We start from the raw sequence: 19,692 nt of genomic DNA, 5'->3' as shown, positions 1-19,692 counted from the left end.
TACAAATCCCAAAATCCGGTTATACTGGAATTTGGAACTTGGAATTTGAGATTTTTAAATTTTAAAAGTTATGTTTAAAAAAATTCTAATTGCAAATAGAGGTGAGATTGCCATGCGAGTAATCAGAACCTGCAAAGAAATGGGTATAAAATCCGTTGCAGTTTATTCTACTGCAGATGCAGAAAGTCTACATGTACGTTTCGCAGACGAAGCGGTTTGTATAGGACCTGCACCCAGTAGTGAATCGTATCTTAAAATGTCCAACATCATTGCAGCTGCAGAAATCACAAATGCTGATGCTATACACCCCGGTTATGGTTTTCTTTCTGAGAATGCTAAATTCTCTAAAATTTGTGAAGAGCACGAGATAAAATTTATCGGTGCTAGTGCAGAAATGATAGACCGAATGGGTGATAAAGCTTCTGCAAAAGCCACTATGAAAGCTGCAGGGGTGCCAACCATTCCTGGAAGTGAAGGTATTCTGGACTCTTTTGAAGAAACAGAAAAACTTGCTGATGAAATGGGATATCCTGTAATGCTCAAAGCTACTGCAGGAGGTGGAGGAAAAGGTATGCGAGCCGTATGGGAAAAAGAAGAACTAAGAAAAGCATGGGATAGTGCAAGACAAGAGGCTGCAGCTTCCTTTGGTAATGACGGTATGTACATGGAAAAACTCATTGAAGAGCCACGTCATATAGAAATTCAGATCGTAGGAGATAGCAACGGTAGAGCATGTCATTTATCAGAAAGAGATTGTTCTGTACAACGTAGGCACCAAAAACTTACTGAAGAGACTCCTTCGCCATTCATGACAGATGAATTGCGTAAGAAAATGGGAGAAGCTGCTGTAAAAGCATCTGAATTCATAAAATACGAAGGTGCTGGAACAGTTGAATTTTTGGTGGACAAACATCGAAATTTCTACTTCATGGAAATGAACACTCGTATCCAGGTAGAACATCCAATTACAGAGCAGGTTGTTGATTATGATTTAATACGAGAACAAATTCTTGTTGCCGCCGGAATCCCTATTTCTGGTAAAAATTATTTCCCACAACTACACTCTATAGAATGTAGAATTAATGCAGAAGATCCATATAAAGATTTTAGACCTTCACCTGGAAAAATCACCAATTTACACATTCCTGGAGGACATGGGGTACGAGTAGATACTCATGTATATAGTGGATATATTATTCCACCTAATTATGATTCTATGATCGCTAAATTGATCACTACTGCACAAACACGTGAAGAAGCGATCAATAAAATGAAAAGAGCATTAGATGAGTTTGTTGTAGAAGGGATAAAAACCACCGTTCCTTTTCATAGACAACTTATGGATCACCCCGATTATGTTGCAGGTAATTATACAACGAAATTTATGGAAGATTTCGAAATGGAAGATCCAAAATAACTACAAATATAAAGCCTCATTTCTGAGGCTTTTTTTTACCATTTGATCCTGTCTGACATGACATTGTATCTGTAATTTAACTTATTAAAAAAGCTTTGGATTTGAAAAACGAAATAGTCTATAGCATAACTAGCCCTCAAAAATGGCAAGAGGTTATCCATAAGAATACGTTTTCAAAATTGAAAGGAAAGAAGTTGATTTTACAAGAAAAATCTGGCAAAGGTACCATTGACGTTGTTAATATTCAAGAAGGGCTTGCTATTACATTTATAAACGTAACCTTAGCCAGTAATCTAAAATTAAAGAGGGTAGCAACAAAAACCAATGACCATTTTATACTTAATTTTTACTTTTCCAGTATAAACATAAAAGAGAAAATAGATACTATGGTTCAATCATTAGGATTTGATTTTTATAGTATTATGCTATATTCTTCAATGACTGAATCTGAATCAATTATACCTGCAAATATTCCTGTCAGCATTTTCAATATTACTTTCTCAAAAAAATGGCTGCATCAAAATGTTTTGGGCGCAGAAAATAAGGCAAATAATCTCCAAAAGTTTTTTGGCAAGCAAGGTCCTATCTATTTATATGAAAATTTAGATTTTAATTTTAATACTATTTTAAAAGAAATTACTCAATCTTCAGAAAACATTAATAAAATATCCTTATTCTCTAATGTATTAAGACTTCTAGCTAACTTTTTCAAGAAAATAGAAGCAAGATCTGTTATAGGAAAAGACGCATATATTAATCCCCAAGATTTAGAAAACTTGTTAAGAGTTAGAAAAACAATAGAGCATAATTGGCACGAAAAACCTTCTAACGCGGTATTAGCAGAACAAGCAGGCATGAGCCTAAGTAAGTTCAAACAATTATTTAAACAGGTTTTTGGAGATAGCCCGTATCAATATTATTTAAACTTCAAAATGGAAAAGGCTCTTGAATTACTTCAAAAAAAAGAATATTCTGTCTCTGATATTGGATATATTGTTGGATACTCAAATCTCAGTCAGTTTTCAAAAATTTTTAAAAAGAAATATAATTTTCTCCCCAGTGAAGTGAACAGTAATAAAGCTTAGTACGTCACCATCTTCAATTATGGCTTTTTGGAGCATTTAATTACCTTTTAGAGGCATAATGTCTTAACCCACTCTAATAACTTTGTTTTCATAAAGTTAGTTTCTGTTTGGATCCAATAGTGCACTACAGTAACCAAGTTTAATCAAAAATAAACTCAAAAGAATTTAAACTCCACTATTATGTTACGAAGCACATTAAAATTTTTAATAATAACAGTCTTTATTTTTTTAGCAAGTAATTGTACTTATGAAGATGACCTTACCGGTAATCCAATACCACCTATCGAATACAAAATGTTAATTGAAAATGATGTCCAGATAAAAATGAGAGATGGTATCTTTTTATCTGCTAATGTGTATCGACCAGATGCAGAAGGTCAATTTCCTGTAATTATGTCTTTAGGTCCTTACGGCAAGGATGACTTACCTGCAGAATATGATCCGCAAGACGACGGTAATGTTCAAGTTTCAGAATATGCAGCGTTTGAAACCCCTGATCCTGCATATTGGGTAAAAAATGGTTATGTAGTTATTGCTGTCGACAGTCGAGGCACTGGTAAATCCCCTGGCACAGTTGTTCTATTAGAAAGTGGTGAAGCACAAGATTTTTATGATGCTATTGAATGGGCAGGAGTTCAGAATTGGTCTTCAGGAAAAGTTGGTTTAAATGGGGTTTCATATTTTGGTCTATCTCAATGGAGAGTAGCTTCAATGAACCCTCCACATCTTAAAGCCATTATGCCTTATGAAGGGTTCACAGATATATATCGTGACGGAACATATCATGGTGGTATCTCTAGTACGTTTATTGATCTTTGGTTTAATTATAGAATACTTAGTAATCTTTCCTCAGAAAACACAGGGTATAGACACTTGCAAAATGAAATTAATAAAAATCCATTGTCAACAGCACAGGTTTATCAAGATTTGGATTTAGGGAGCACGCTATCACAAATTAAGGTTCCTGCATATGTTGCGGTAAGTATTCAGGATCATGGGCTTCATACAAGAGGTACAATCAATGGGTTTCAAAAAATCGGATCACCTAATAAATGGTTAGAACTCTTTGGGAGAAAAAAATGGGAATATTACTATTCTGAAGACGCAACTTCGAGACAAAAAATGTTCTTTGATCAATTTTTAAAAGATGAAGATTCTGGTATTTTAAATCAAGCTCCTATTCGCTATGAATTGAGAGAAGCATTTTACAAAGGATCTGTTAAAACTGCCAGTGAATGGCCTATTCTAGGAAGAGAGTTAACCAAAATGTATCTCAATGCAGAAACAATGACTATGAGTACGCATCCCAATACTAATGAAAACACAACCTCTTATGATGCAACAGTAATTGAAGAACCAGAACTAATTACAGAAAAACAAAGGGTCATATTTAAGTATCACTTTAATGAAGATACGGATATTGTTGGAAGCATAAAACTAAATTTATTTGTAAGTTCTGATATAGCAGATGATATAGATTTGTTTGTAGGTATCCAAAAAGAGAACACTATTGGAGAAATCATACATTTTCAAGGGCCCGCTGAAGAGAAAGGTCAGATTGCTTCAGGTTGGCTACGCGTATCTCATCGTGCATTAGACAAAAACAAATCTACAGTAGAGATTCCATTTCACACGCATGATCATATCCAGAAAATTAGTCCAAACGAAATTGTAGAGGTACAAGTAGAGATATGGCCTACCACTGTTAAATTTAAATCAGGAGAAATATTGAGATTAGTGATACAGGGAAATGATATCGTAGAATCACAAGAAGAACATAAAGGAATATTAAACAAGGGGAATACCACAATTTATACGGGAGGAAAATATAAATCATACTTACAAATCCCGGTTCTGGAATAACTAAAAATACCTTATATAAGAGACCCCGAGCAAAATATTCGGGGTCTTAAATAAAGTAACCATTTCTTCAATAACAACATATATAAAGTATTCCTTATGATAAAAAGAGTTGAAGCATATTGTGAAAAAATATTACAAAAAAATTGTAAACAATTACCTTTTCATAATCTGGAACACACACAAGATGTAGTATTAAATGTGCTGCTTATTTCAAGAGAATTAAAACTTACTGAGGAAGAAATTGAATGGCTTACCATAGCTGCATGGTTTCATGATACTGGATATAGTATTTGTTATAAAAACCATGAAAAAGAAAGCATGAATATTGCCAAAAAGTTTTTGATTAAAGAAGGAATGTCAAAAAAACATATTGATACAATTTGCAATTGTATTGAAGCTACAAAAGTACCACAAATACCTAAGACCAAATTAGCACAAGTACTTTGCGATGCTGATTTAATGCATATTGGAACTCCTTCTTTTTTTTATAGAAACCCATTGTTAAGGAAAGAATGGAGTATCTATTTCAACTACCATATCAATGATTTTGAATGGTATATGATTAATAAAGAATTTCTTGAAAACCATGACTTCTGGACCACTTATGGTAAAAATATCTTAGAGAAAGGTAAAAATAATAACTTAGAAAAATTAATCAGAATTTTAGGACACCATAAATTATAAAATTAAGTCTCTTAACCCAAGAACTTATATTGAAACATAGCCTTTACTCTTAGAATCTGATATACTCTACAACATTTCAGGAATAGCAAACAATATTAAAACAAGAAATAAAATATGTGAACATTTTTGACGTACTTTTGATCATATCGAAAGTAAAGCATGAACGAGACGAATCTTAGCTATTGGGAATATAAGACCTGGTTATCCAATATCGATTTTACCATTATAGGAAGTGGAATTGTTGGATTATCCTGTGCTTTACGGTTACGAACCAAATTCCCTAAAGCCAAAATCTTGATTTTAGAACGTGGGATGTTACCCAATGGAGCCAGTACAAAAAATGCAGGGTTTGCTTGTTTTGGAAGTCTATCAGAAATTTTGGATGATCTCAATTCACATACTGAAGCAGAAGTACTTCGGCTTATCCAAAAAAGATATCAGGGGCTTCAGTTATTACGCCAACACTTAGGAGATCAAATTATTGATTATGTACAATATGGAGGATATGAACTTTTTACCACACATGACAAAATATTGTATGAAGATTGCCTTTCAAAAATAGAACAAATCAACAGCCTATTAAAACCTATTTTTAAAAGTGATGTCTTCTGCAGTAAAGAGAATATTTTCAACTTTAATAACATTCAACCAAAATACATTCTTAATCAATTCGAAGGTCAGATCAATACCGGGCAAATGATGGAAGCATTACTGCAAAAAGCACAAAATTCTAATATCAAAATTCTTAATAATTGTACCGTTACAAATTTTGAGGACAATAATACTGCTGTTGAAATAAAAACTAATCAGTTTACATTTTCTACTCATAAATTATTAATTGCTACAAATGGTTTTGCTTCACAATTAGGAATTAAGCAAGTAAAACCTGCTCGTGCTCAAGTGCTTATCACTCATCCTATTGAAAACCTGCATATCAAAGGGACATTTCATCTTGATAAAGGCTATTATTACTTTAGAAATATAGATAACAGAATTCTATTTGGAGGAGGTCGCAACTTAGATTTTAAGACAGAAGAGACTACCAATTTAGGCCAAACCCAATTGATTCAAAAGAAGCTAGAAGAGATTTTACATGAGGTTATTTTACCTGATACCAAATTTGAGATTGATCGTAGATGGAGTGGAATTATGGGAGTTGGAGATCAAAAAAAATCTATAATCAAACCATTATCACAGCATGTTTTTTGTGGTGTACGTCAAGGCGGAATGGGTGTTGCTATAGGGAGTCTAGTTGGCACAGAATTAGCAGATCTTTTATAAGTTAAATTTATTGAGTTATGCAAAAAACACTCCGTTTTATCGTTAAAAGCAGTATTGCATTTATTATACTAAGTGTCTTCTGGGTACTGATATATAAATGGATTAATGTCCCTGCCACTCCATTAATGGTCATACGAAAATGGCAATCCGACAATGAATATGTCATTAAACATCAATGGGTACAATTATCAAAAATTTCTACTCATTTACAATTGGCTGTTATCTGCAGTGAAGACCAACGATTTGTTGAACATAATGGCTTTGATAAAAAAGCAATTGAAAAAGCGATGGCCGAGCATAAATCAGGGAAACGATTACGTGGTGCCAGTACTATTTCTCAACAAACTGCCAAAAATGTATTCTTATGGCCACATCGCAGTTGGGTACGAAAAGGGTTTGAAACCTATTTTACATTTTTAATTGAAACCTTTTGGAGTAAAGAACGTATCCTTGAAGTATATCTTAATAGCATCGAAATGGGTAACGGGATTTATGGTGCGCAAGCAGCGTCACAATTTTGGTTTAATACCTCTGCCATTGCACTTAATCGAGATCAGGCAACTGCAATTGCAGCAATCCTTCCTAATCCAATAAAATTTCTAGCAAATCCAGCTTCTGGATATATTCAAAAAAGAAAACGATGGATTACTATACAAATGCGTAATTATGGTACTTTAGTGCTTAAAGATGAGTAAAAGGTCTATTTGAGATATTTGACGAAACCCCCTATGCTTGGCTACCCTCTTTATTTTCTATTAAAACCCAAAATTGATTAAAATCAGAATACATTATGATTGCTAACCAGATTAAATCAGTACTATTAGATCAATGTCAAAACTATGTAAATGAGCGATTACAACGTATTCAAAAAACCATTGAAGGTATTCAGGAATCTCTAACTTCTGAAACCAAAAGTACTGCTGGAGATAAACACGAAACAGGTCGCGCTATGTTACAATTAGAACGTGAAAAAGCAGGTGCGCAATTAGCAGAAGTGCAAAAATTGCAAGAAATTTTGGCAAAAATTACCCTTTCTTCTTCAGAACATATTCGATTAGGAAGCTTAGTGATGACTTCTCAAGCTCATTATTTTATAAGTATTTCTGTTGGAAAGTTATCTGTAGAAAACAAATCCTATTATGCAATTGCAGCCAACTCACCCATCGGAAAATTGCTGTTGGGAAAAGCTATTGGGGACACCTTTAGCTTTAATGGAAGTAAAGTTTTGATAGCAAAAGTCTATTAATATCAGCCGTTCTTAATAGAGAAATAACATAACCATAATCTCGGTTACCCCAGCAATTTATTTCTTTCATTTTTATTGTTTACTTTGGTAGTCATGAGATAATTACTTTTTGTTGTTATTAAAAACACCAACCAAAAACATTCTAATATATACCATGCAAGCAAATTTTAAAGACAAACTAAGGTACCGTTTTGAGAAGTATCTTAACCGAGGGGGATCCTCAATTTTCGTAAGTTTATTTGTAGTTTTTATAGTCCTATTCACCCTAATGGTCTTTTTAAGATGGATTATGATATCCCTATGGCCAGAATTAGCTTATACAGATAACTTTTTTGATGACATCTGGCTTACTTGGTTACAGATGACTGATCCCGGTAATATGAATCAGGACAATGTTGCTCCAACCTGGTTAAAAATTACTACAATTTTATCGGGAGTTATTGGAGTAGTAATTTTATCGATGTTAATTGCCTTTATTACAACAGCCTTAGAAAAAGTATTCTACAATTTTAGAAAAGGTAGAGGAAAAGTAATAGAAGAGAATCATACCTTAATACTGGGTTGGAATGAAAGAGTAGTAGATATTATAAGAGAATTAATTCTGGCAAATGAAAGCGAAAGCTATGCCTCTATAGTTATTCTTTCTGATGAGGATAAGGAAGAAATGGACGATTTAATTGCAAAACGAATTCCAGATAAAAAGACAACAAGTATTATCACCACCACCGGGGATTATGCTAATATCAATGAATTAAAAAGGGTTAGTATAAAAGCCGCAAAATCTGTTATTTTATTAGCAAACTGTTCAGAAAGTGCTTTTCAGGATGAAAAAATAAATTCTGATGTCCAGTCAGTAAAATCTATAATGGCTATTATTTCATGTCAGGACGGGAAAAACGAATTACCAATCATTGCAGAAATTTTTAATGAGGATAAAAGAGAACTCATTGGTTATTTTCATGACGAAAATATTATTGCTTTGGACTCCTGGGAAATTATGGGTAAACTATTGGTACAAACCTCATTGACTAGTGGTCTTGAAATGGTATATAATGAAATTCTATCATTTGATGGTTGTGAAATTTATTTCTATGAAAGTAATTGGAATAACATCAGTTTTGGTGATTTGCCACTCCACTTTAAGGACGGAATTCCTTTGGGGGTATATAATGAAGAAGACGGAATGACACTTCGCCCTGGAAGAGATTACAAAATGAAATCAGAAGATCAGATCATTATTCTTGCAGAAGACGATTCAACTATCAATTTTGAAACACAATCGATTCATGAATTTTCCAAAATTGAACTAATAGACACCAAATTAGAGCAGGGTCAAAAGTCTATTCTAATATTAGGTTGGCATAGTGTAGCAGAGATATTTATCAGTGAATCTGCTGATTATCTTACAGAAGGATCTTCTTTTGATATCTATTTCAAGAATCCAAATGAGGAATTTATCAATCGTGTAGAGGAGCTCAAAACAATATATTCAGAATTTAAAATTACCCTCACCGATGCAGATCCTTTATTAATGGATAGCCTTCAGGCTACTAATCCATTTGATTATGATAATATTATCATTCTATCACAAGAGTTTAATGAACAACGAGCAGACAGAATTGATTCTGATACCCTGATTATTCTTTTACTCTTAAGAAAAATTAAAATGGCTACGCCAGATGTACATACAAAAATTATCACACAAGTTCTTAATTCTGATAATCAGGAAATCATAACCCAAACCGATGTAGATGATTTTATTATTAGTAATAAGTTAATCACTATGATTTTGGCACAATTGAGTGAAGAACCTTTGATTATGAAATTCTATGAGGATATATTCTCTGAAGACGGAAGTGAGATTTATGTAAAGTCCATTCAATTATATACTAATCAATTTCCCCTTAAAACAACTTTTGGTGACTTGATTGGATTAGCCGATTTGCGTGATGAAATTTGCCTTGGAATTAGAAAAGGTAATCAAAGTAAGAATGCAGATGAGAATTTTGGGGTAACCTTAAATCTGGATAAGAACCAAGTTATTGAGTTGGATAAAGATGATTTTTTAGTTGTATTATCAGAAGATGAATTGTAAAAATTCTAACAGAAAAATCGTCTTCTAAGCACCACAACATAACAAATTAATAAGTTTTAAAAATTATTCTATATTTGTGAACATTTTGTTAATTTTTTTATACAAAATTGTAATTGGTAATAAATATAAAAAGGAAACCCAAATGAAAAAACTAAACCTATTTTTTACGAGCATCATGTTCGTGAGTGTATTTCTATTTTCTTGTAGTAGTGATGATGACAGTCCAGCCGTTGATGACGGCGCTAACGCAGAAGAACGTGAAATTCCTGTTGCAGAACTTACTAGTGGGATAACTATTCCTGGTGCTAAAATGGAAACAGGGACACCTCCTTCTCCAAGTGGAGCTTTAAATTTTGTAACAAGCACTGCACAAAAGGAAGCTTTCTTAAATAACGGTTTCAACATTTCGTTCACTTCAACTGGAGCTGTTGCTGGTGCATATATACAATTTCAGGATGTTAATGGAAATGCAGTACCTGGTTATTTTGATATTCCAAGTACTGCTTTTAATAATGGGGATGGAAACAAAACATCAGGAATTAAAGGAAAGAAAAAAACTCTATTTACCTCTAAAATGAATGAAGAAGGTGAATTAGAGATTAATGTAGATTTTGAAGAAACTGTGTCTCCAGGAAAATTTTGCTACGCTATTTGCATCTATGATGCCGAAGGTAATATAAGTCAAATTGAAGAAGTTTGTGTAGAAGTAGAGTCATGGGGAGGTAACACTACAATTGTCGGAGAGTGGATTTTTGATAGAGAAGAACCAACCGATCCTGAAAATAATGATACTACTACCATCCAGTGTGAAAACGGAAGTACGCTTACAGATATTCCATATAATATGGAAGAAAAAGATGAGTGGATTTTTGTGTTAAATGAAGATGGTAGTTATTATGAAACCTATGACGAAAAAGGAAAAAACCTTGATATACAACAATCTCAAACATCATGTACTGCTGTTTATACTAATGAATACATGTATAATGACAAATATTCTGGAAACTGGGCATTTAATGAAGAAGCTGGAACATTAACTGTTGTTGATTTCAAATATGAGAACCTTTTAAATACAGAACAAAATGAAGAATATACAGATGGTTCATTATATTTTGAAGGAGCTAAAGTTGAGGTTATTGATGGAGAACTAGTAATCACTGGGCTTGATGGTGATCCAAATGAAAAAGTTATCTTTAAAAGAAAATAAACTAACTTTAATTTAGTTATATAGTTTAAAAGCAGTTTTTAGAAATTCTAAAAACTGCTTTTTTTAATTTTGTATTTTTTTTTAAAAATCAAATCTTCTAAGAAATAGCATACAAAAAGGATTTTAATTAAATTGCTACCTCATAAATCATGAATGCTATGAAAAAGATTTCAGTATTAGTCCTTATAGGGATATTACTTTTTTCGTGTAAACCTTATCAAAACACTGAAGTTAGAAAAAACCAGATCACCTATGAAGATTTTAGGGCAGATCAAAGATTATACCCTACCGATGATGGTCTAATAAAATATATAGATAGAGGAAAAGGACCTGCAATTGTATTATTACATGGGGTTCCTACATCGGGTTGGTTATATCGTAAAATGATAGATCCATTAGTAGCCAACGGATATCGCGTAATCGTTCCAGATATGCTTGGATATGGATCGAGTGATTCTCCAGAGGGGTTTGAGATTTATAATGCAGAAAATCATGCAAAACGCTTACTACAACTTATGGAAGCATTAGGAGAGGATACCTGGACTCATGTTATGCATGATGCCGGAGGGTTATGGACCTGGGAATTAATGAAACAAGCTCCTGAGAAAATTGAAAACCTTATTGTCCTTAATACCATTATTTATGAAGCAGGGTTTTATCCTCCTGTACGTATGAAACCAGGTGGTCTGGCCAAGACGGCAATGTGGGGCTATAGAAATGGAGTAACAACTAATACGTTATTAAAAAACTTATTTGATCAGGGCCTAAAGGAGAATACCTTAAATCAATTAGATGTCGAAGGATATAAAACACCTCTTCTAGAAGGTAAAACCAATGCTATGTACTACTTTTTTAGTCAAACATGCAATGATTTACCTGATTACTCAGACGTTTTTGAAAATATTGATATTCCTGTATCTGTAATATGGGGAATACATGACACTATGCTACAATGGCCTCCACAACAGACCAGAGCGGCTAATGCGTTAAAAGTGAATAGTGAAGACATCCATTTTATAGATGAGAAACATTTTTTACAGGAAACCAAAGCAAAAGAAATCACATATAAAATTGTCAATTTCTTAACTAAAGAAGACTAAAATATCAGTTAAGAGGCAAATTATTCATCCAGTTTTGCAGCTCTACTTTATAGATAGTTCCATTGATGAGTTCCTGTATTTGAAGAAGTTCTTCCTTATTTACGGCAAGATCTATTTTATCCGAAGGTGTTCTTAATAACAAAGATCTGCAATGTTGAGTATCTTTACATTGACTACAACACTGGGTTTGAAGAGTAGTTCTACAAGCACTAGAAAAATCTTTAAGCTCATTTAGAGAAAGTAAAAAACCAATATCTTTAAACACCAATTGAACTCTGGACATTGAAATATGATTTTCTTGTTTCCAAAAGAAAGAAATGCCTAACTCATTACTGTAAATTTTATCTATAGCGCTCATTCTGAATACATATTTGTATCAAAAATAATAACTATTTATAATAAATCTAAATAAAAATAAGTTAATTTATATCTTTCAGTTTTAATTGAAGCGATACTTCTCCATTCCATTCATTTTCATCAATAGTATAAGCTGTCTTAAAATGTTGCTTTTGGTTAATCAAATTGTATTTTGATCCAAGACCAAAACCGATACACCCTATGGCAATATCATTTTTTTGCACTTTACATTTTAGATGCTTTTCATCTGCTCCTACACATTTACCATACCCTGTATCTTTTACTCCTTCGGTCATAAAAACCGGCGTCATGTTTCCTGGACCATGCGGCCCAAATTGTTTTAATATCCTATAAAATCTGGGAGTAATTTGGTCTAATTCTAACAGCGTATCAATCGTGATCTCCGGAATTAGCATCTTTTTATCAATAGTTGTCGATACAACTTCTTCAAATTTATTTTTAAAAGATGGATACTGTTCTTCTAATAACGTAAGTCCCGCAGCATATTTATGTCCGCCAAATTGCTCTATATAATCAGAACAGGCATGTAAAGCATTATAGACATCAAATCCTTTTACTGATCGCGCAGAAGCTGCCAGTTTTGAACCACTTTTGGTAAACACCAATGTAGGGCGATAATATGTTTCTGTTAATCTAGATGCTACAATACCTATGACTCCTTTATGCCAATTTTCCTCATACACTACAGTAGTATATCGATCTTCTTCATTATTTTCCAGTATTTGTGCTAATGCTTCCTGAGTAATTTTTTTATCTGCATCTTTCCTATCGCTATTATAGGCTTCTATTTCTGAAGCGTATTGTAATGCCGTTTCAAGATTTTCTTCAATTAATAAGTTTACCGCATGCAATCCATGTTTCATTCTCCCTGCAGCATTAATTCTTGGAGCGATCATAAATACAACGTCTGTTATTGTCAATGTTTCTTTTTTGACTTCAGATAACATTGCTTTAAACCCTATCCTTGGATTTGTATTAATGACTTGTAAACCATAATATGCTAGTATACGATTTTCTCCAGTAACCGGCACAATATCTGCTCCTATTGCAGTCGCCACCAGATCTAGATATGGTAATAAATCATTTATGGTTTGATCTTGTCCCTCTGCTATGGCTTGAATCAACTTAAAACCTACTCCACAACCGCATAATTCTTTATATGGATATTCACAGTCTTCACGTTTTGGATCCAAAACTGCGATAGCATCAGGAATTTTATCTCCTGGTCTATGATGATCACAAATAACAAAATCTATCCCTTTTTCTTTGGCATACGCTACTTTTTCGATCGCCTTAATCCCGCAATCTAAGGCTACAATCAAAGAAATATCATTATCATGAGCATAGTCGATACCTTTATATGAAATCCCATACCCCTCTTCATATCGATCTGGGATATAAGTTGCAATTTGTTCTGATAATGTTTTTAGATAAGATGATAATAATGCCACCGAGGTTGTTCCATCTACATCATAATCCCCATATACCATTATATTTTCACCTTCTGCAAGTGCCTTTTGGATTCTGGAAACCGCCAGATCCATATCTTTCATCAAAAAAGGATCATGAAGATCATCCAGAGAGGGCCTAAAGAATTTTTTAGCCTGATCAAAGGTCTCTATCCCTCTTTGTATCAGTAAAGAAGCTATAATAGTATCTACATTAAGGGCTTCAGCCAAATGTTGTATTGTTGTTGTATCCGGTTTTGGTTGTAGTGTCCATCTCATTAGTGCGGTAAATTCCGATATTAAAAAATCCAAAGTACAAAAAACATCTTGACCACTCTTGATTTGACATTAGTTTTGTATTTTGTCTCGCTTAAAATTTTACATTTAAACTCAAAACACATATACACATGGCATTAGTAACACCATTGTCTGCTGATCACGATCCAGAAACCAGAGAATTAGCAGAATTTTTTAATGAGACCTTAGGTTTTTGCCCCAATTCAGTACTTACCATGCAAAGAAGGCCAGCAATTTCTAAGGCATTTATTAACCTTAATAAAGCTGTAATGGCTAATGAAGGCAGGGTAACTTCTGCCCTCAAACGTATGATTGCCTGGGTAAGTAGTAACGCTACAGGGTGTCGATATTGCCAGGCACATGCTATACGCGCTGCAGAGCGTTATGGAGCAGAACAAGAACAGTTAGATAATATTTGGGAATATAAAACTCACCCTGCTTTTAGTGATGCAGAACGCATAGCGCTTGATTTTTCGCTTGCAGCATCTGTCATTCCTAACGCTGTTGATGATAACATCAAAAAAGAGTTATATAAATACTGGGATGAAGGAGAGATTGTAGAAATGCTAGGAGTGATTTCTTTATTTGGGTATCTAAATCGATGGAACGATTCTATGGGTACTATGGTCGAAGAAGGTGCCATTGAATCTGGCGAACAATATCTTGGTAAACATGGTTGGGAAAAAGGAAAGCATGTTTAAAATATGAATAGTAAACCTCGCTGATTTTAAAAACCTGCGAGGTTTATTTTTTGATGGTATCACACCGAAATAATCTTCTCTTTTACAGCTTTAACAATCAATCCTGCTGTGTTTTTTACACCTAATTTATTCATTAAGTTTTTTCGATGTCCTTCAATAGTTCTAACACTTAGAAAAAGTTGTTCTGCAATCTCGGATGTGGTAAACTCATGAGTAATTCCTTCTAAAACTTCTAATTCTCTAGAGGTAAGATGATAATCTTTTCCTATAGCAGGGGGTTTGGTCGTTTTATGTTTTAGTCCTTTTAACAATGCTTCTGATACAAAAGAATTAAAATAAAAGCCTTTTTCATATGTCGATCGTATTGCTGTTTCTAATTCTTCTTGATTGGTATCTTTTAACAAATATCCATTAGCGCCTACTTCCATCAAATACGATATCATTCGTTCTTCTTTATGCATAGTAAGAATAATGATTTTAAGATCAGGATATCGCTCCTGTAACTTAAGCGTTGCATCTACTCCATTCATATCTTCCATCTCCAAATCTAATAAGATAACATCTGGAACCACATTGTTTAGTTGTGCCAATAAATCTTTACCGCTAACAGCTTCTAATACCAAGGTAATCCCTGGCATTTTTTTTAATAATGATTTTATTCCTTCCCGAAATAAGTTATGATCATCAATCAGTCCTAGTTTTATAGTTTCCATGATCGTGTATAATTAATGTTATTTAGTCATTGCTGTTATATTCTCTTTACATCAACAACCTCTGAGCAAGCTCACAGGGTATGCTTCTGAAAATATATTTTGTTTTTGAGACAAGCCTAAGAGAATTGAACCCTCTATGAGGGATTAAATCGGTATTTCGACTTTAACCTTCATTCCTTTACTCTTATTTATAAATTGCGATGTTCCTGAGAGTACAGATAACCTACTTTCTATATTTTTAAGTCCCAATCCTTTTTTATGCAGCATATTTTCTCCTTTTAATCCTTTTCCATCATCTTCATATAGAATTATCAATACATTTTTGTCATTTTTTAATTGGATTCTTATCGTTGTTGCTTCTGCATGTTTTAGTGTATTTGTAACCAACTCCTGAACAATACGATATATATTGAGTTCTTTTGTTTTGATAATCGTTTTTACTGTATTGTTTTGAAAACCAGCAGAAATTTTCCCAGACTCATTGATGGTTTGCACCAAACTTTGTATTGCCTCTATAAGTCCCAGTTTTTCTAAAACTACTGGTCTTAAATCCTGAGAAATACTACGTACACTATGGATCATATCGTCTAAAAAACCACTTGTTTTTTTAGCAATATCTTTAAGTTCGTCTGGAGGTAACTCTGGGGTGATCTGTCCAAAATACAATTTGGTTGTGGTTAACATCGCTCCCACATCATCATGCAATTCTTTAGCGATTCGGGTACGTTCTTCTTCCTGGCTTAAAATGGATGTTTTTAGTAATTCTTTTTGATAATCAGATTCTATTTTTTGATGTTTTTGTTGTTGTGCCAATAATCTACGTTGGTAGAGAATAAAGAATATAATCACCGATAAGGATAGTAAAAAAATCACTACCATACCAATGATTATAATCTTTAAGGTTATTTCTTGTTCTGATTCTACCATAAAGTGATTTTATAAACTAGCAAAGCACCATATCAAAATTAGTTTATTCAGGTGGCGTACAAGTTGGTGGACATGGTCTTAAATATTCATAAATAAACTCCCCAGATTTTAATAACTCTTTACCATCTTTATCCATCTCTGGCAAAAACACTGTAGTAAATTTGCCTTTTGGATTAACACCCCATACCAGGTTTATACTCTTAGATCTACTTTCTAGCATATGCTCTATTGCTTCAGCAGGCATACTAAAATATTGAATACGCTCTCCGTCATAAGCAACTGTTTCTTGCAGTGATTTTCCTTTTATTTTTTGTTGCCAGGTCGAAACAAAATCTACTGCATCATTGGGTTGTAAAACATGAGAAGCTACTGCTTTGGATAATACCGTTGTCTCAAACTGTTTTGATTTCTCTGTAAATAGTTTATGTACTTCTTTTTGCAATGAGACTGGTTTTGCTAATACCCCTTTTGTAATATCTCCATTTGGGTTCACCCCAGCTACCCGGATTTGCAGCTGTTCATTCTCTACTTCCAAAATAAAACGAACCGTAGATACATTAGGTAAACTTAAGGCTTGCTTTAACGCATCTTTAGAAATATTAAATCCATCTTCTGGACTCCCGAAAACCTTTTCTGGGTTCACAGTTTTCCAGTTTAACGTCAAATCTTGTTGCTCCAGGGCATCAGGAGTCTCTTCTTTTTGACAAGCCATAACTAATCCTAACAGGATTATAAATACTACATGATTTGTTTTCATAATTTTAGGTTTTAAAAGGTATATAAATATAATTCAAAATAAACAGGAATATTTCCTCATCAATTGAAACTTTATGTATTCTGTTTCTTTGGATTTACCCATAAAGCAATCGTATAGAAAATAGTAAGAACGATATTAACAATAGCATGAAGTCCCCAAAGGATTAAACTAGCTTCTGTTACTCCTTTAAATAATGTGTTATTCATATAAAACAGAATCAGGTTACTGGAAAAATAAATCAAGAACCCCGAATTGATCCAAAACATAGGATTGCTCTCCAGCGTTCTATATTTTACTTCTTTCAATAAAGCATAAAAATAACTTAATGCAAAAAAGATAACGATTAAGCCCAAAAGCGTTGTTACATTAGAATTAAAAGTAGTCAGGTTCTGGAAAAACAAAGTGTTAATTATGGCAAAAATGACGAAACCAATACTAATAATAATAAAGAATAATTTTGAAAATACTTTTGATAACTCAAACCTGTATACATTAATAATAAGCAAGAACTCGATAACGGTATAAAAATGATAGACTGGTAAATTGTTTACTTGTTTATACCAAAGTATTCTGGAAATTACTTCTACCAATACAGTAACCAAAATTAAAAGTAGTAATCTCTTCTGTAAAAAATTAAAAGATATAAATTTAAAAATTGATACTATTAAAGGAGCGAATAAAAAAATAAAAGCTCCAAAAGTTAGATATTCAAATAATGTTCTGCTCATCAAAAACTATACTTTTAAATTTTTATTATCTCACCGATGGAGGGACACAAGTCGGAGGGCAAGGAGTTAGATATTCGGCAAAAACCTCATTTGATGCAAATTCAAAAACTCCTTTAAGACCAAATCCTGATTTTTCTTTATTTTGAGACCCATCTATTTGAAATCCTAGTACCGGGGTAAAAGAAATCATGTTTTTCTTGTTAAACTTATTCATGTCAATTCCGGGATAGAGACTAACACCCAATAAACTATCTCGTAACCCATCAATATACTCTACCATTCTGTCTATCTCAAAACGTTCTACACGTATTATAGATTCTTCATCTTCTGGGTCTTTTTTACCCCAGCAATGAAACAGATCATCTATGATATGTATCTCAGCATCTTCCCAGTTTTTACAAATCATTTCTTTAAAGGTATCAGGCACAATCTCTGCAGCTATCTTTCCTCCTCCTATTTCTCTTCTTTCTCGTTCAATATCTAATTTTGTTTTAGGTTTTAGCTCATATTCTTTACTTTTATTTCCATCATATATTACTTTAAGAATGGGGCTAAATGTAAGTTTCTCTCGATATCCTTCTTTAAGTGATAAAAACACGGTGAGTTTTTCAATTTTTTCGATCGCCTTAAATTCTTCTAAGTTGCCTTGTTTCATATCAAAACGCGCTACGCGATGATATTGTCCTTTAGCTTTTTCAAATTTGTGAAAATGATGTGCTAATTTCAATACATCTTCTCTACACCATTCTTCGGTTCTTGATTCGAAAATCTCTGGAGTGATTACTTCGTCTTTTTGTGTGATTACGTCTTTCATTTTGTGTTTGTTTAGTGGTTTACTAATATAAATACTAAAGCTAATCAAAAAAACGACTCATAACTAATTACCAACATGTTAACAAGTACTATATGGTATTAAAACACGTATTTACCACGGGCTTTATTTCAAAGTCTACCTTCACAACGTATGCATATAAATGAATCTAAAATTAAAATGAAGTTCCAATCATAGTCCTTATTTCTTTAAATAATACCGATAACTTTTATATAACAGATAGATGGTAATCAAAAGAATTAAGACGGCCCACATCCAATAGACACCTGGCAAATGAGCTGCAATCATCTGTGTATCTGAATACTGGATTTTTCCATCGCGTTCAAATTGTTTTGTAAACAAATATCCTATTTGTAAATAGGTACTCAACACACATTGTGTCCCAAGAAACAAAAGTGTAAACGCTTCAAGGTTTCTTACTCTAAGAATAGCGATAAAAAACAAAATCGCAGCAAAAACACTCAAAATGATTAATGCTAACAATGCATGAATCCAAAGGCAAAGCGATAATACCATGATTATAATCAATAACCACAAGGTAATTTTAGAACTGACTTTGTTTCTGGCAGAAGCAATAAGAATAGCTCCTGAGATAGCGGGTCCTAATAACCCTCCTGCAGCAGTTAGTGCTCTGGCAAGCGTATATGGTAAATAACTCGATGAAACATTAGAATAGGCTACACCTCCTCCGTTCTCATAAATCTCCAGATAAATGAATTCTCCCCCAAGCAATAATGCGGTAAGTCCGTGACCCATTTCATGAAACCAGGTCCCTAATAATAACAATGGATATTGTATATATCCAAAATAGGGTAGTTGCCATAGCAAAAAAACAAGCAAGCTAGTACCTATAACAGCAAGTAATGGTTTTTGTTTCAAACGTTTTATAGTTTAGTGTATAAAGCATTATTAAGTTGATAGAACGAAATAACG

The 19,692-nt window shown here is 33.2% G+C and carries 19 protein-coding genes; 11 read left to right on the top strand and 8 right to left on the bottom strand.

From position 1 onward, the window contains the following. The first annotated feature begins 70 nt into the window (after nt 1-70). From accC to DK442_RS13580, 10 genes are all read left to right on the top strand, one after another. Nucleotides 71-1,417, top strand: a complete 1,347-nt coding sequence (accC, locus tag DK442_RS13625; protein ID WP_109436417.1) for an acetyl-CoA carboxylase biotin carboxylase subunit — start codon at nt 71-73, stop codon at nt 1,415-1,417. Nucleotides 1,418-1,518: 101 nt separating this feature from the next. Then, nucleotides 1,519-2,502, top strand: a complete 984-nt coding sequence (locus DK442_RS13620; RefSeq protein WP_160114173.1) for an AraC family transcriptional regulator — start codon at nt 1,519-1,521, stop codon at nt 2,500-2,502. A gap of 180 nt (nt 2,503-2,682) precedes the next feature. Then, entirely contained in the window at nt 2,683-4,365 is a 1,683-nt protein-coding gene (locus tag DK442_RS13615) for a CocE/NonD family hydrolase (RefSeq protein ID WP_109436415.1), read from the top strand. Nucleotides 4,366-4,461: 96 nt separating this feature from the next. Further along, nucleotides 4,462-5,049, top strand: coding sequence for an HD domain-containing protein (locus DK442_RS13610; protein WP_109436414.1), 588 nt, complete (start codon nt 4,462-4,464; stop codon nt 5,047-5,049). A 159-nt stretch (nt 5,050-5,208) separates the two neighbouring features. Beyond that, complete coding sequence (locus DK442_RS13605) at nt 5,209-6,330, top strand: FAD-binding oxidoreductase (RefSeq protein WP_109436413.1); 1,122 nt, start codon at nt 5,209-5,211, stop codon at nt 6,328-6,330. 17 nt (nt 6,331-6,347) lie between these two features. Next, nucleotides 6,348-7,025, top strand: coding sequence for a monofunctional biosynthetic peptidoglycan transglycosylase (mtgA, locus tag DK442_RS13600; RefSeq protein ID WP_109436412.1), 678 nt, complete (start codon nt 6,348-6,350; stop codon nt 7,023-7,025). A 95-nt stretch (nt 7,026-7,120) separates the two neighbouring features. Beyond that, nucleotides 7,121-7,576 (top strand): 3-oxoacyl-ACP synthase, encoded by a 456-nt coding sequence (locus DK442_RS13595; RefSeq protein ID WP_109436411.1) that lies wholly within the window; start codon nt 7,121-7,123, stop codon nt 7,574-7,576. 289 nt (nt 7,577-7,865) lie between these two features. After that, nucleotides 7,866-9,671 (top strand): hypothetical protein, encoded by a 1,806-nt coding sequence (locus DK442_RS13590; RefSeq protein ID WP_235010957.1) that lies wholly within the window; start codon nt 7,866-7,868, stop codon nt 9,669-9,671. A 142-nt stretch (nt 9,672-9,813) separates the two neighbouring features. Then, nucleotides 9,814-10,878 (top strand): hypothetical protein, encoded by a 1,065-nt coding sequence (locus tag DK442_RS13585; RefSeq protein WP_160114172.1) that lies wholly within the window; start codon nt 9,814-9,816, stop codon nt 10,876-10,878. Between the two features lie 158 nt (nt 10,879-11,036). After that, nucleotides 11,037-11,978 (top strand): alpha/beta fold hydrolase, encoded by a 942-nt coding sequence (locus DK442_RS13580; protein ID WP_109436470.1) that lies wholly within the window; start codon nt 11,037-11,039, stop codon nt 11,976-11,978. 4 nt (nt 11,979-11,982) lie between these two features. Here DK442_RS13580 and DK442_RS13575 read toward each other — a convergent pair whose 3' ends face one another. Further along, on the bottom strand, nt 11,983-12,336 hold the full coding sequence (locus DK442_RS13575; RefSeq protein WP_109436409.1) for a hypothetical protein: 354 nt from the start codon (nt 12,334-12,336) through the stop codon (nt 11,983-11,985). A gap of 61 nt (nt 12,337-12,397) precedes the next feature. Next, nucleotides 12,398-14,083, bottom strand: coding sequence for a single-stranded-DNA-specific exonuclease RecJ (gene recJ / locus DK442_RS13570; RefSeq protein WP_109436408.1), 1,686 nt, complete (start codon nt 14,081-14,083; stop codon nt 12,398-12,400). Nucleotides 14,084-14,211: 128 nt separating this feature from the next. On the opposite strand from recJ, the gene DK442_RS13565 reads away from it, so the two are divergent. Further along, complete coding sequence (locus DK442_RS13565; protein ID WP_109436407.1) at nt 14,212-14,802, top strand: carboxymuconolactone decarboxylase family protein; 591 nt, start codon at nt 14,212-14,214, stop codon at nt 14,800-14,802. Nucleotides 14,803-14,861: 59 nt separating this feature from the next. On the opposite strand, the gene DK442_RS13560 is transcribed toward DK442_RS13565, so the two are convergent. From DK442_RS13560 to DK442_RS13535, 6 genes are all read right to left on the bottom strand, one after another. Next, nucleotides 14,862-15,515 (bottom strand): response regulator transcription factor, encoded by a 654-nt coding sequence (locus DK442_RS13560; RefSeq protein WP_109436406.1) that lies wholly within the window; start codon nt 15,513-15,515, stop codon nt 14,862-14,864. A 144-nt stretch (nt 15,516-15,659) separates the two neighbouring features. Continuing rightward, nucleotides 15,660-16,442 (bottom strand): sensor histidine kinase, encoded by a 783-nt coding sequence (locus DK442_RS13555; protein WP_109436405.1) that lies wholly within the window; start codon nt 16,440-16,442, stop codon nt 15,660-15,662. Nucleotides 16,443-16,485: 43 nt separating this feature from the next. After that, nucleotides 16,486-17,199 (bottom strand): hypothetical protein, encoded by a 714-nt coding sequence (locus tag DK442_RS13550; RefSeq protein ID WP_109436404.1) that lies wholly within the window; start codon nt 17,197-17,199, stop codon nt 16,486-16,488. A gap of 71 nt (nt 17,200-17,270) precedes the next feature. Continuing rightward, nucleotides 17,271-17,927, bottom strand: coding sequence for a hypothetical protein (locus DK442_RS13545; RefSeq protein ID WP_109436403.1), 657 nt, complete (start codon nt 17,925-17,927; stop codon nt 17,271-17,273). A gap of 25 nt (nt 17,928-17,952) precedes the next feature. Further along, a complete protein-coding gene (locus DK442_RS13540; RefSeq protein WP_109436402.1) occupies nt 17,953-18,741 on the bottom strand; it encodes a hypothetical protein in 789 nt (262 codons plus the stop codon). Between the two features lie 198 nt (nt 18,742-18,939). Beyond that, a complete protein-coding gene (locus tag DK442_RS13535) occupies nt 18,940-19,638 on the bottom strand; it encodes a M50 family metallopeptidase (protein ID WP_109436401.1) in 699 nt (232 codons plus the stop codon). Between the last annotated feature and the right edge of the window lie 54 nt (nt 19,639-19,692).

Source organism: Aquimarina sp. AU119 (assembly GCF_900312735.1).
Taxonomy (GTDB): Bacteria; Bacteroidota; Bacteroidia; order Flavobacteriales; family Flavobacteriaceae; genus Aquimarina; species Aquimarina algiphila.
This window is presented reverse-complemented; position numbering and strand designations above follow the sequence as displayed.

Coding starts and splice junctions, on each gene's coding strand:
- accC (WP_109436417.1), top strand. CDS start 71: ATGTTTAAAAAAATTCTAATTGCAAATAGAGGTGAGATTGCCATGCGA.
- DK442_RS13615 (WP_109436415.1), top strand. CDS start 2,683: ATGTTACGAAGCACATTAAAATTTTTAATAATAACAGTCTTTATTTTT.
- DK442_RS13610 (WP_109436414.1), top strand. CDS start 4,462: ATGATAAAAAGAGTTGAAGCATATTGTGAAAAAATATTACAAAAAAAT.
- DK442_RS13605 (WP_109436413.1), top strand. CDS start 5,209: ATGAACGAGACGAATCTTAGCTATTGGGAATATAAGACCTGGTTATCC.
- mtgA (WP_109436412.1), top strand. CDS start 6,348: ATGCAAAAAACACTCCGTTTTATCGTTAAAAGCAGTATTGCATTTATT.
- DK442_RS13595 (WP_109436411.1), top strand. CDS start 7,121: ATGATTGCTAACCAGATTAAATCAGTACTATTAGATCAATGTCAAAAC.
- DK442_RS13590 (WP_235010957.1), top strand. CDS start 7,866: ATGATATCCCTATGGCCAGAATTAGCTTATACAGATAACTTTTTTGAT.
- DK442_RS13585 (WP_160114172.1), top strand. CDS start 9,814: ATGAAAAAACTAAACCTATTTTTTACGAGCATCATGTTCGTGAGTGTA.
- DK442_RS13580 (WP_109436470.1), top strand. CDS start 11,037: ATGAAAAAGATTTCAGTATTAGTCCTTATAGGGATATTACTTTTTTCG.
- DK442_RS13575 (WP_109436409.1), bottom strand. CDS start 12,336: ATGAGCGCTATAGATAAAATTTACAGTAATGAGTTAGGCATTTCTTTC.
- recJ (WP_109436408.1), bottom strand. CDS start 14,083: ATGAGATGGACACTACAACCAAAACCGGATACAACAACAATACAACAT.
- DK442_RS13565 (WP_109436407.1), top strand. CDS start 14,212: ATGGCATTAGTAACACCATTGTCTGCTGATCACGATCCAGAAACCAGA.
- DK442_RS13560 (WP_109436406.1), bottom strand. CDS start 15,515: ATGGAAACTATAAAACTAGGACTGATTGATGATCATAACTTATTTCGG.
- DK442_RS13555 (WP_109436405.1), bottom strand. CDS start 16,442: ATGGTAGAATCAGAACAAGAAATAACCTTAAAGATTATAATCATTGGT.
- DK442_RS13550 (WP_109436404.1), bottom strand. CDS start 17,199: ATGAAAACAAATCATGTAGTATTTATAATCCTGTTAGGATTAGTTATG.
- DK442_RS13545 (WP_109436403.1), bottom strand. CDS start 17,927: ATGAGCAGAACATTATTTGAATATCTAACTTTTGGAGCTTTTATTTTT.
- DK442_RS13540 (WP_109436402.1), bottom strand. CDS start 18,741: ATGAAAGACGTAATCACACAAAAAGACGAAGTAATCACTCCAGAGATT.